This is a genomic window from Rhodococcus baikonurensis (genome assembly GCF_040489275.1).
Lineage (GTDB): Bacteria > Actinomycetota > Actinomycetes > Mycobacteriales > Mycobacteriaceae > Rhodococcus_F > Rhodococcus_F baikonurensis.
In genome coordinates this window covers 239,155-251,578 of the sequence record NZ_JBEUOQ010000001.1, presented here as the reverse complement: position 1 = coordinate 251,578, position 12,424 = coordinate 239,155, and the positions used below count along the sequence as shown (strand labels likewise).

The 12,424-nt window shown below is 63.0% G+C and carries 9 protein-coding genes; 2 read left to right on the top strand and 7 right to left on the bottom strand.

The features are described 5' to 3' along the window. Positions 1–77 precede the first annotated feature (77 nt). Complete coding sequence (locus ABWI03_RS01250; RefSeq protein ID WP_298777184.1) at positions 78–944, top strand: helix-turn-helix transcriptional regulator; 867 nt, start codon at positions 78–80, stop codon at positions 942–944. Positions 945–1,058: 114 nt separating this feature from the next. Then, a complete protein-coding gene (locus tag ABWI03_RS01245; protein ID WP_124567779.1) occupies positions 1,059–2,486 on the top strand; it encodes an amidase in 1,428 nt (475 codons plus the stop codon). A 30-nt stretch (positions 2,487–2,516) separates the two neighbouring features. Here the strand turns inward: ABWI03_RS01245 and ABWI03_RS01240 are convergent, their stop codons facing one another. From ABWI03_RS01240 to ABWI03_RS01210, 7 genes are all read right to left on the bottom strand, one after another. Beyond that, positions 2,517–3,197 (bottom strand): 3'-5' exonuclease, encoded by a 681-nt coding sequence (locus tag ABWI03_RS01240; protein ID WP_166809159.1) that lies wholly within the window; start codon positions 3,195–3,197, stop codon positions 2,517–2,519. Between the two features lie 120 nt (positions 3,198–3,317). Beyond that, on the bottom strand, positions 3,318–4,451 hold the full coding sequence (menC, locus tag ABWI03_RS01235) for an o-succinylbenzoate synthase (RefSeq protein WP_095968553.1): 1,134 nt from the start codon (positions 4,449–4,451) through the stop codon (positions 3,318–3,320). Continuing rightward, positions 4,441–5,262, bottom strand: a complete 822-nt coding sequence (locus tag ABWI03_RS01230; protein ID WP_021345496.1) for a GNAT family N-acetyltransferase — start codon at positions 5,260–5,262, stop codon at positions 4,441–4,443. The genes menC and ABWI03_RS01230 overlap by 11 nt, the downstream gene beginning before the upstream one ends. Continuing rightward, a complete protein-coding gene (locus ABWI03_RS01225) occupies positions 5,240–6,403 on the bottom strand; it encodes a M20/M25/M40 family metallo-hydrolase (RefSeq protein ID WP_298777185.1) in 1,164 nt (387 codons plus the stop codon). The genes ABWI03_RS01230 and ABWI03_RS01225 overlap by 23 nt, the downstream gene beginning before the upstream one ends. Beyond that, positions 6,400–9,759, bottom strand: a complete 3,360-nt coding sequence (locus tag ABWI03_RS01220) for a serine hydrolase (protein WP_298777186.1) — start codon at positions 9,757–9,759, stop codon at positions 6,400–6,402. The genes ABWI03_RS01225 and ABWI03_RS01220 overlap by 4 nt, the downstream gene beginning before the upstream one ends. Then, positions 9,756–10,547 carry an ABC transporter ATP-binding protein gene (locus ABWI03_RS01215; protein WP_298777187.1) on the bottom strand — a complete coding sequence of 264 codons (792 nt, stop codon included), beginning with the start codon at positions 10,545–10,547 and terminating at the stop codon, positions 9,756–9,758. Before ABWI03_RS01215 ends, ABWI03_RS01220 begins: the two co-directional genes overlap by 4 nt. Further along, on the bottom strand, positions 10,544–12,424 hold the full coding sequence (locus ABWI03_RS01210; RefSeq protein WP_298777188.1) for a dipeptide/oligopeptide/nickel ABC transporter permease/ATP-binding protein: 1,881 nt from the start codon (positions 12,422–12,424) through the stop codon (positions 10,544–10,546). The genes ABWI03_RS01215 and ABWI03_RS01210 overlap by 4 nt, the downstream gene beginning before the upstream one ends.

The window sequence follows — 12,424 nt, the reverse complement described above, 5'->3', positions numbered from 1 at the left end:
CTACAAATGGCCTGGATGCACGCTATTGCCCAGCCGAAGGTGCCGCTACCCTCTGAATTGGGTACGTGGAGGTGAGAGTGAGCAGGGTACTGAGACCGAGCGACGACGACGCGTTGCGCGGCGAACTGCGTCGGCTGCACCCCAAAACCGAGTTGCCGGTTCTGTTCGGCGGCTGCGTCAGCGACCGGTCGCTGACCATCACCGGTCACGTCGGCACGCGCAGCAACATCCTGCGAAACCTGCGGATCGACGCGGAATGCGGACTCGGCGGTCGGGCGATCGCAGAACAACGACCGGGCGCAGTCCAGGACTACGCGAACTCGTCGCACATCACTCACGACTACGACTACGAAGTGGGCACCGAAGCGATCGAATCCTTGATGGCGGTGCCGATCGTCGTACGCGGGGTTACCCGCGGAGCGATCTACGGAGGACTGCGCGCCAACCTGCCGATCGGAGACGTGATTGCCGAGACGATGATGCGATCGTCGTACGCGTTGGCCCGCGAATTCGAGATCCGCGACGAGGTGGATCGGCGGGTGGCGATGCTCGATACCGCTGCGGTGGAACATGGTTCGAACCGAGACGCCCAGATATCCGAAGGGCTGACCGAGAGCGTTCTGGCGCTCGGCGAGATCGCGGCGAACCTCGAGGACACTGCTCTCAGCGCACAGGTCCATGCCGTCGAGGCCAAGCTGCGTGCTTTGGTGTCGCCGAAGCCTTCGACGAACACTCCAGCTGTGAACAGTGTTGTCCTGTCGCCACGCGAGCGGGAGGTGATGGGCTACGTCGCTCTCGGACTGCGCAACGCCGAGATAGCCGAGAGGTTGTCGTTGAGCGTCGAAACGATCAAGACGTACATGCGGAATCTGATGGGAAAGCTCGATGTCCGCAGTCGTCACGAAGCTGTTGTGGAAGCGCGGCGGCAAGGTTTGATTCTGTAGGGCTGACCCTGCGCGGCGGTCCCGCCAAGCGGAATTTCGACACCACGTCGAGGCTCCGATTGATATGACGGACCTCACTATCGGCAGAGTTCCACACGAGTGATGAGGGCATCGATGCAGGATTTGTTCGACAACAACGACATGACCGGCCTTGCCGAAGCGATCAAGAGCGGTGACGTCTCAGCCAAGGAAGTCCTCGAGTTCAGCCTGGACAGACTCGACGAGCGCAACCCTGCAGTCAATGCGGTGATCAGTGAGCGTCGCGAGGAAGCGCGCAACGAAGTATCGAACGGCCTGCCGGAAGGTCCATTGCACGGCGTCCCGTTCGTGATCAAAGACCTGGGCTTGGACGTCGCAGGATTGCCGAGCACCAACGGATCTCGATTGTTCGCCGACGCTGTGGCAGAAAAAGATTCGACGCTCGTGGAGCGATACCGTGAGGCCGGTCTGGTTGTCATCGGCAAGACGAACACACCGGAGTTCGGTAAGAACGCGAGTACCGAACCTGCGCTGTTCGGTCCCACCCGCAACCCTTACGCCCTCGATCGTTCACCCGGCGGATCTTCGGGTGGCACGGCTGTAGCGGTTGCCGTCGGGATCGTGCCCGGCGGCCATGCCAGTGACGGCGGTGGATCGATCCGTATTCCCGCATCGGCCTGTGGCTTGGTAGGCCTCAAGCCCAGCCGCGGACGCACTCCGACGGCACCGGCGCGCACGCTGTTCTCGTCGCCGATGAGTGTTCATCACGCACTCACCCGAAGTGTCCGCGACACTGCGCTGCTTCTCGATCTGTCCGCCGGGCCGACAGTGGGCGATCCTTACGTGATCCTGGCGCCGAGGCGGCCGTACATCGAGGAAGTGGGTGCGGATCCCGGACGGTTGCGGATTGGTCTGAGCAACGTGCTGCCGGACGGCACCCCGGTGGACCCGGAGTGCGCGGCCGTCACAACCAGTGTTGCCGGCCTGCTCGAAGAACTCGGTCACGATGTCACCGAGGGCGCCCCGAACTTTCCGCTCGATGCCCTTACTGCCGGACTCTCCGTGTTGATGGGCATTCCGATGACGATCGAGGTCGATGAACGACTGGAGACACTGAACCGCGCAATCCGCGACGACGACCTCGAGCCGATGGCTCGGATGATCTACGACCGCGCGAAGTCCGAAAGTGCGACGAACGTCGTCAAGGCATTGCAGGAACTCGAGCGGGCTGCCCAGGTGATCGGTGCGTTCTTTGTCGATCACGACCTGCTGCTGACTCCGACAATGGCTCGGCCGGCAGCTCCGCTCGGTTTGCTCGATACGGCAAATCCCATGTCGATCTGGGAGCATTCGGCCGGATACAGCGGCTTGACCAGTCCGTTCAACAGTTCCGGTCAGCCTGCGATTTCCTTGCCGATGGGTCATGACTCGGCCGGTGTGCCGATCGGCGTGCAGTTGGTCGGCGCGTTCGGGCGTGAAGATTTGCTGATTCAGGTTGCGTCGCAACTCGAAACGGCGCGTCCGTGGTCCATTGCGCCGGTGTGGCCGCCGGTCCCGCAGTAGCGCGCGCGACCGTCCGAGCCGGGGAGGGCGTCAGGCGATGATGCGAATCGGCCACTGGCCGTTCACATCTGCCACGTCCCTCCCTTGGCTGAGTAGGTACTCGGCGAAATCGCGTTGCCGCTCGGCATGCCAATCGGCCTGATCGACCATGAGATCGAGCCCCAGGATGTCGGGGAACCGTACGGCGAGCTCGCGGGCCAACGCCGCCGCTGCTTTGGCATCGGCCTCGGCTTCGTGGGCAGCCTCGAGGGAAATCCCGTAGTGCTCGCACACGGCTGCGAGCGTTCGTTTGCCCTTGCGGAACGTGTCCATCGCGCGATCGATCACGTACGGATCGATGACCAACCCCGGAACGAAGGCGGGCTTACCGATGCGCAGACCTTCGGCATGCATGACCGTCAGATCGTAGGAGGCGTTGAACGCTACGACGGCGTGATCGCGCGCCCAGGAATTGTGCAGAGCCTCGCGAATCTCTTCGTAGCCCTCGGAGTAGTTCTGGCCGTGTTGCGCCGCGTACTCGGTGCTGATGCCGTGAATGGCCGAGGCACCGGCGGGGATGTCGACGCCGGGATCGAGTAGCCACGTGCGTGTTTCGACCTTCGCACCGTCGATCACCGCGACGCAGGCACTGACGATGCGGGCGGTCGACGGATTCCGTCCCGTGGTTTCGAGGTCGAACGCGCAGATCGGGCGATCGGACCAGCTACTCATCGGGGGCCTTTCGGTGCAGTACGTCATGTCCGAATCACTATGCACCGAGCTACCGACACAAACGGCGAACAGTCACCTCCACCAGGTGAGGTGGAGGTGACTGCAGCTGACGCCGGTAACCTACAGAATCTCGGTTCCGACGGTGAAGCGCTCCATGACGTCTTCACGCGGAGTCACACCGAAGCCCGGTCCCTGCGGCACGGAGATGTGGCCGTCCTCGATGACAAACGGTTCGGTGATGTCTTCCTTGTAGAAGCGATCGGACGCCGAGATGTCACCGGGCAGTGTGAAGCCGTCCAGTGCCGCGAGTGCGGCGTTGGCGGCGCGTCCGATTCCGGTCTCGAGCATCCCGCCGCACCACACCGCGATACCGTGCGCCGAGGCGAGATCATGGATCCGCTTGGCTTCCAGGTATCCACCGACACGGCTCGGCTTGATGTTGATGACCGAAGCGGCACCGAGCGTGATGGCATCCGCTGCATCCTTGGCCGACTCGACCGACTCGTCGAGGCAGATCGGAGTCGAGAGAGACTGGGCGAGCTTGGCGTGCTGCACCAAATCGTCTTCGGCCAGCGGCTGTTCGATGAGGAGCAGTGCAAATTCGTCCAGGCGACGCAGCAACTGTGCGTCGACGAGGGTGTACGCGGCGTTCGCATCGACCTGTAGGGGCACGTCGTAGCCGAACTCCTTGCGCACCGCCGCCACGGGAGCGATGTCCCAGCCCGGCTTGATCTTCAGTTTGATTCGGACGTATCCCTGCGACAGATAGTTGCCGACGGTCTCGAGCAACTGCGGAATGCTGTCCTGGATGCCGACGGATACTCCCGAGGGAACTCGTGTGCGCGTTGCACCGAGGTACCGAGCGAAAGATTGTCCACGAGCGCGCAATTCGGCGTCGAGGATTGCCATTTCGATGGCCGACTTGGACATCTGGTGACCCACGATGTGGTGAAGCACGCTGCCGACGGTCTCGGCAGTGAGCGGCTGATCCGACTGCGACTTACGCAGCGTCGGAACGAGATACTCGCGAAGCATCGCGCGCGCACCGGCGGTGTACTCCGAGTTGTAGTACGGATCGCTCAGCGAGCCGCACTCGCCCCAGCCGACAGTCTCCACCGGGCCATTGGGGCCGTCGGTGGTGCCACTCACCTTCAGGACGAGGGTGTTGCGCTCGAGTTGGGTGCTGAACGACGTGGTGAAGGGGGAGACGAGAGGGATGCGCAGTTCGCGCAATTCGACGGACTCAATGTGCATGGACTTGCTCTTCTCCGGTTGTCTCGCAGATTTTCGTGAACATGTAATAGCCGCTGGGGTCGAAGCCGGTCGATTGCCATTCCTTCGAGGCGATCAGTGGTTCGAGGTACTCGCGAAGCGCGTGTCGCCAGGCGAAGGCAGAAGCGCGGTCGACGGTTCTCAGATGCTCTATGTCTCTGGGTATTCCGACCGCGATGTCGACGCAGTCGGGTGGGATCGGGAGCATCCGAGGCGTCCCGTCTTCGGTGGGTTGGAGCACTTTGAATGTATCATCAACGGCCACAGAAGAACTCGGAGCTCCGTCGGCGTCGAGATCCCAGCTGACCAGCATGCGGTCGCTGGCGTCGCCGGCATTGATGCCGTCTGCCATCGATCCGTAGAAATCCGGGTTGTATTCGGCGGGTTCGGCACCGAGACGCTGGATGTTGAAGTAGGCATTTCGTGCGACGAGTGGATCGAAGGTCCACCGGATCGTCCTGACGCCGCGCTCGATGCACCAGTCACGCTGATGATGCTTGAGGGCGCGGCCGATTCCCTTGCCTGCATGCCCGGGTAGAACTCCGGCGATGTGTGAGTGCAGGACCTCGCCGAGAGGCTCGACGAAGAATCCGACGCAACCTCCGATCATTTCGCCTTCAGAGAAGGCTCCCACCACGTAATGACCACCGTGGTGAAGCGCAACCAACATCGCCGTTCCGAAATGAGCCGGTCCGGGACTTGTAGCCCAGATCTCGTCGAAAACGGCAGACAGATCAGCTATTTCGCGGGTGTCGACCAGTTCTCGAAACTCAACCGCTTTGCTTTTCGACACGAGGGCCCCCTTCAGACGTGATCGAACGAATAAGGCCCGCAACCAACGCCGTTCTCGGGGCGATAGCGGACACGAGCGCATGCTCGGTCTCGGCGTGTGCACCGCCGCCGACGCCACCGAGGCCGTCGAGGGTGGGGATGCCGATGCCGGCAGTGAAGTTTCCGTCCGAGGCTCCGCCGACGGCGAGTCCGACGGGAGGAGTCAGATCATGCTCGAGCGCAACGCGTTCCGCCAACGCCAGCAACGGTGCGGACATCGTCGCTTCGAGAGGCGGACGGTTGACGCCACCCGAGACCGTGACTTCGGCTTCGGGGTGGATTGCCTGCAGGGCTCGGATGTTCGAATCGACGCGCTCCTGCTCGGCAGCGCTGGTTGCGCGTACGTCCACGTCGACAAAGGCTTCTGCCGGAACGGTGTTGGTTGTGGTTCCGGCTGAAATGACGGTCGGGGTGACAGTGGTTGCCTGCGCCGGCGAGGACAAGTCGTTGATCGCGATCACGAGGCGAGCCAGTTCGACTGCGGAGTTGATGCCCTTTTCCGGCTCCAACCCGGCGTGCGCTGCGCGACCGGCAACATGGATCCGATACAGCGACACTCCCTTGCGGACGGTCTTGAGTTCGCCACCGTCGCCGCCGGCTTCGAGGACGAGCACCGCGCCTGCGGCAAGTTCCTCGATGAGGGTTCGCGATGTGGGTGAACCGATTTCTTCGTCACCGGTGACCAGGAGTGTGATTCCGTCGAGTGCATCGTCGCCGTGCAACTCCCGGACGATCGACAGGGCGTGAATTGCCTGAACGACACCAAGTTTCATGTCGAGTCCACCCGGACCTCGAAGGGCTCCGTCGGTCACCGCTGCGGGTAGACGCGTCAGGGTGCCGATCGGCCACACGGTGTCGTGATGACCGAGGAGCATCAACCGCGTCGGGGAATCACCGAAGCGGGTCACCAGGTGGGTTCGGCCTTCCGTCACTATCGACTCCGGTGTCACGCCGAGTCGTTCGTGGACAAGGTCTGACGTCCATTTCGCGCTGCGTGCAACAGCTTCGAGATCGTGCGACGGCGACTCGACTTCGATGAGCGCGATGGCATCCTCGAGGATCTGAGGAAGTTGGCGCTCGGCCAGATCGCGGAGAATGGTCATCGGTTGTTCACTCGCGGATACGCGCGGCTTCCGACGTGTAGCAATTGTGTACTCCCGGTGTCGGAGAAAGTGATCCGGATCCAACCCGCTGATTGCGGTAGTTGGGTCGCGAATACTCCAGGGTGAACTTCGATCAGGCTGAGAGAGATGGACTCTGCGCTTTCGGCGTTGATCGAAGGGTCGATGTGATCGGTGCGGCGGGCGGTCAGGGAACCGCCGGTCCTCTCCAGGACGAAATCGGCTGCAGCATCGCGGTACAGACCGCACAGTGCATCGAGTTCCTCAGGTGAGGATGTGGTGCGGGTGTGAGGGTCTCCAGGCGAAAATGCCGGTGTCACGGCGACGCCGCCGATGGAACCGATCACTTCGGCGAGAAGGTCGCCCGAGAGTGCGTCCATTGCACCGCCGTTGGCCATCAGGACTACGGCAATGCCGCAGGAGGGGACCACCCTCAAGAAGGACTGCTGTCCGAGAGTTCCGCCGTTGTGGCCATGCGCCAGCACTCCGTCCCAATTGTGCAGTAGCCACGTGGTTCCCATGATGTCTGCAGACGACACGTCACCGATCTGGCGGCGCTCCTCGAGCATCGCCAGATGAGTGGAACGCTGAAGCAGAATCGGATCCTCGCGCATCGAATCCTGCGCGAACAGGAGTAGATCTTCGGCTGTGCTGTTGATGAGGCCGGCCGGGCCCATCGAGCGAGGGATGAGGAATTGTGGTGTCTGCGCGAGATTGTCGCCACCGCCGACGTGCCCGACTGCAGCGCGGTGCAGCGCCGTCTCCTCAGGCAGGGTCGTGGTCTTGGCCAGGCCGAGCGGCTCGATGATTCGCTCGCGCAGAACCGCATCCCAACTCTTGCCTCGGAGAACCTCGATGATTCGTCCGGCGATCACGAAGCCGGTGTTGCAGTACGACCAATCGGTGCCGGGTGCGAAGAGTTGCACCGTCGACTTCAGGGCGGCAACGTAACGCTCGACGCAGTCGTCGCCGCGGCCGCCATCGATGAAGACGTCACCGTCGATGCCGCTGGTATGAGTCAACAGTTGACGAGTCGTGACCGTTGCAGTGGCTACCGCATCGTCGACTGCGAAGTCCGGCAGTATGTTCCGAACAGGTGCATCGAGGTCGAGCAACCCTTCCTCCACGAGTTGCATGATCAGCGTGGCCGTCCAGACCTTGCTGATCGAACCCATCTGGAACAACGTGTCGGGAGTCGCCGCGACCCCCGTGCGGGTACTGACGACACCGGACGTGACCACGGTGCGGTCGAAACCGCTGCGGGTAGTGGTCAGAATTCCCAGCGAGGCACCAGGTACCCCGTATTTCGCACTCAGGGTGTCGAGTCGGTACTGCCAGTAGTCGGGATCGACCGTGGTCAGTGCCGGCGTAGGGGAGAGGTGGCGTTCGATCCAGTCGACGAGACGAGTGCTGTAGCCCAGACGGTGGGACGGCCGACCCGTCAGCACGAAGGCATGCGACGCGTCCGGGAAGACCACCAGCTCGGTCGGGGTGCCGGCCAAACGCAGTCCACCGAACCACTGTTCTGCCTGGTTGACCGGGCAGCGCACGTCGCTGCCGCCGTGAAGAATCAGCGTCGGTGTCGTCACCTGGGAGACTCGCCCCAGCGGCGAAAGTTCCTGTACCCGAGATGACTGCGGGTCGAATTCGACCGTCTGTAGCAAAATGCCCTCGTCCGAGGGGCCGGCCGTATTCGCGATGTCGCAAACGAGGCCACCGGCGACTGCGACGGCAAACCGATCGGTGACGGACGTCAGGGCGCACGTCATGAATCCGCCATAGCTGTAGCCCGTGAGCACCAGTTGCTTCGGATCGGCTACCCCTTCGGCGACAAGGGTTTCGACCGGTTCGAGCAGGTCTGCACGATCCGCCTCGCCCCAGCCGTCCCGCACACCGTCGAAGAAGTCGTTTCCGTAGCCGTCACTTCCACGCGGATTGATCATCAAGACCGTGTATCCGAGCGCAACCAATTCCGCGTGGTACGCGTGCATGAGGGTGGGGGTACCGGTCCAGGCATTATGCGGCCCACCATGGACGTCCAGGACCAGTGGTCCGGTGCCCGTGAGGTTCGGGTCGCGCAGGATCCAACCCTGAACTCGGGTGCCGTCGCTGATGTCGAACCAACGCTCGGTGGCGACGGGAAACGCGACGGAAGTTGTCAGTTCCGTGTTCAACTCGGTGACGATCTCGACGGCGCGAGTCTCGAGATCGATGACGGCGACCTCACCGAAGGACGTCGCCGTTGCCAGCGCGACGACGGCCCGCCCGGACGTCAAGGCCAGGCCGGAGACCACTGCCTGCTCTCCGATGAGAAGTGGTGAGACGGAGCCTGATCCGAAATCCACCTTGTGCAGTTCGGTGGAGCCGTGGTTGCGGATGCAGAAGACGATGTTGCCGTCCGCGGTGAAACTCGGTGCGCCACCGGGATAACCGGTCCCGCCAGGCATGACGTTTCGGTCGAGTTCGGATGTCAGGCTGCGGTCTTCCATTCGCTGGTCGCGATGCAGGACGAGAAGTTCGCTGTTGTGAATGATCGGCGTGTGCCAACCGACTGCTACGACGGCGTCGCCGGCCGGTGTCCACGCAAGTGGTCCGGCGATCCCGCGTGCGTGCCCCAACATCCGCGGAGCGGCGGCGAGATCAGTAAGCGACACGGTCCAGGCGGAACTCGCCCGCGTCAGATCGGCGTCGCCGTCCATCGCTGCGGTGAAGGCCAGCTCAGTGCCGTCGGGACTGTACGCGGGATGCGAAGCGTCCCAATCGCCGTCCGTCAGTTGCCGTAGCGACCCGGCGGCCAGATCGAACTCGAACAGGTGCGCCCGAACGCTGCCCCGGACACCGGATCCGTCGACCTTGTAGTTGAGGCGTTTCGCCACCAAGAGGTGTGACGATCCGGCGGCAGTGCGGTCGACCGGAGCGCTGAAGGCGATTCGAGCGCCGTCGGGAGAGAACACCGGTGCCCCAGCACCGAGCGGGAGTTGTTCCGCGGTGGTCATCTGAACGGCGGGCCCACCGCCGGCATCGACCTTCCACAGTTGTGGTGTGCCCGAGGAATCCGGCCGCACGAAGACCAACAGCGTGGAAACGGGATGCCACGCCGGCGAGGTATCGGCAGGACCTACCGTGAGCTGTAGTTGCGGGGAAGCCAACCAGATCGAGTGCTCGTTGGTATCTGCGCCCGGGTTCGACTCCGTACGTACGTATGCAATGCATCCCGACGCCGATACAGCGATGCCGGTTGGTGTGACCACTGATGCGTAATCGTGGATTCGCGCCGAACGACGTTCTTCGGCACGGGATACGGCAGCAGGGGATTCGAGAGTAGTCGGTGTTGTCATTGGAACATCGGCTCCCCGAAGGTCGGGATCGCGGACAACAGCTTTGCCGTGTACGGCTCCTTGGGCGAATCGATCACGTCGAGAACCGGCCCGTGTTCGACGATCTCGCCGCCGAGCATGACTGCGACGTGGTCACAGACATAGCGGATCACCGCAAGGTTGTGACTGACGAACAGAACTGTCAGACCTAGTTGCTTCTGCAGATCGACCAAGAGATTCAGAACCGCGCCCTGTACGGATACGTCGAGTGCAGAGGTGATTTCGTCGGCAAGCAGAACTGCCGGTGCGGCTGCCAATGCCCGTGCGAGGGCAACGCGTTGGCGCTGACCACCAGACAACGACGACGGGTATTCGTGCGCCTTCTCCACCGGCAGTTGGACGGTGGTGAGGAGTCGGGCCACCTCGGCAGCGCGGTCGCCGCGGCTGCGGCGAGCTTTGTCACGACGCTCGGTGGACCGCAGAGCCTCGGCGAGTGACTGGCCGATCGTCATTCGTGGGTCGAGGCACGAGTACGGATCCTGGAAGACCATCTGGATCCGGTGGCGCAGACGAGCCGTCGCGCCGCGGGCATGAGCGACGTCCACACCGTCGAGAAGGATCTGGCCGGAATTGGGCTCGGCCAGGCCGACAGTTGCTCGCGCCAGTGTCGACTTTCCGGAACCCGATTCACCGACGAGCCCGACCACCGATCCGGAGGGGATGTCGAGATTGATGTTCTTGACGGCGTGGAATTTTTTCGATCCGCTACCGAGGTGGACGTTGACGTCACGGAATTCGAGCCTGCTCATCGGATCTCCTCTGCAACAGCCAACAGTTCTTCCAACTCGATGTCGGCGGTGCTCTCCTCGGCGTCGAGGCTCTCCACCTGCCAGGCTTCGTCGACGGTGGCAAGCGGCTTGTCGCGATCTGTGCTCATGGTGGGGACCGCGGCGATCAGCGCGCGGGTGTACGGATGCTTTGCACGACCGGCAATCAGATCGTCGACTGCGATGTCTTCGACGATTTCGCCGGCAAACATGACCAGGACACGGGTGCACATGCCGGTGATGACGGCCATGTCGTGCGAGATGAGAAGGATTGCGGCGCCGGTTTCTTCGCGAACCTCGTGGAGCAGCCCGAGGACCTCACGCTGAACGGTCACGTCGAGCGCGGTGGTGGGTTCGTCCGCGATGATCAGAGCGGGCTTGCCCATCAGACCCATGGCGATCATCGCGCGCTGACGCATACCGCCGGAGAACTCGTGGGGGTACTGCTTCGCACGCTTGGGCGCGTCGGGGATCTTGACGGCGTTCAGTCGCTCGACTGCCGCCTTCTTCGCGTCGGCCTTGCTCATACCTTCGTGGAGCCAACCGATCTCGGCGACCTGGTATCCGACCTTGAGAGACGGATTCATGGACGACATCGGATCCTGGAACACCATCGCCATACGTGTGCCGAGTTGGCGGGCAACCTTGCGCGAAGCCGCGTTGTCCGGCCGCTTCCCGTCCTTCATCAGCACGGTGCCGTCGAACTCGATGAGCCCGGCGTCGACCACGGTGGGATGGTCGGTCAGCTGCGCGATTGCCATGCAACTCAGTGACTTTCCGGAGCCGGATTCACCGACGATGCCCACGGTTTCGCCGCGATGAACTGTAAAACTGATGTTGTCGACGGGGCGACGCCAGTCGTCACCCGCGGGGACTGCGACGGACATGTTGCGGACGGTGAGAACTGCGTCCTCGTCGCTGGGTGCCGAATCGGCCTGGGCAGTTTTCCGGTTGATCGGCTTCCACTTCGGCAGGCGACTGCTGATCGGGCTGCGAACTCCCGAGCCGCGAGCAATGGCCTCGCCGAGCAGCGTGAAGGTCAAGCCGGCGAGCACGACGGCGATGCCGGGGGCAAGTGCGGTGGCCGGGTTGACGAAGATCTTCGACAGACCTTCGTTGAGCATCCGGCCCCAGTCGAATGCAGGCGGCTGAATGCCCAAGCCGAGGAACGAGAGTCCGGCGAAGACCACGAGGCCGCTGCCGACAGCGATGCTGGCATTGACGATGAGTGGTTCACGGATATTGGGGAGAATGTGGCGGAACAGCAACCCGGGCTTGGTGACCCCGAGGATGCGTGCTGCGTCGATGAAGTCACGTCCGTTGACCGACGAAGCCAGTGCGTACGTCAACCTCGCGAACGGCGAGGCCAGGGCAAGACCGATGGCGATCACCGCGCTGCCCGCACCCTGTCCGAGAACTACCAACAGGAAGATCGCGAGGAGCAGCCCGGGGAATGCGATGGCGAAGTTGAGGAATGCCACAACCATGCGTCCGACCCAGCGGGGAGCGAGCGTCGGGAGCGTACCGAGTATCAGGCCAATTGTGACACCGAGTGCGACGGCTCCGAGAGCCATGAGCACCGACAGTCTCGCGGCGGTCATCGTGCGGGCGAAGACGTCACGCCCGCCGGCGTCGGTGCCGAAGATGTGCTCGGAACTCGGTCCCTGAGACAGTGCCTTCGGGTTGGCTGCGACAGCGGCGTCACCCCAGATCATCGGTCCGAAGATGACGAGGGCGATCAGAGCGGTCAGGAAGGTGAGGGCCAGGATTCCCAGTGGGGTGCGGAACGTTCCGACGATCCAGTGTCGTCGCGGGGGCGTCTTGGGGGCCGCAGTGGGGGCCGTAGGTGAGGTGCTCAA

What these genes read in the sequence shown, in the direction of transcription:
- ABWI03_RS01245 (WP_124567779.1), top strand. Translation starts at nt 1,059, where the DNA reads ATGCAGGATTTGTTCGACAACAACGACATGACCGGCCTTGCCGAAGCG.
- ABWI03_RS01240 (WP_166809159.1), bottom strand. Translation starts at nt 3,197, where the DNA reads ATGAGTAGCTGGTCCGATCGCCCGATCTGCGCGTTCGACCTCGAAACC.
- menC (WP_095968553.1), bottom strand. Translation starts at nt 4,451, where the DNA reads ATGCACATTGAGTCCGTCGAATTGCGCGAACTGCGCATCCCTCTCGTC.
- ABWI03_RS01225 (WP_298777185.1), bottom strand. Translation starts at nt 6,403, where the DNA reads ATGACCATTCTCCGCGATCTGGCCGAGCGCCAACTTCCTCAGATCCTC.
- ABWI03_RS01220 (WP_298777186.1), bottom strand. Translation starts at nt 9,759, where the DNA reads ATGACAACACCGACTACTCTCGAATCCCCTGCTGCCGTATCCCGTGCC.
- ABWI03_RS01215 (WP_298777187.1), bottom strand. Translation starts at nt 10,547, where the DNA reads ATGAGCAGGCTCGAATTCCGTGACGTCAACGTCCACCTCGGTAGCGGA.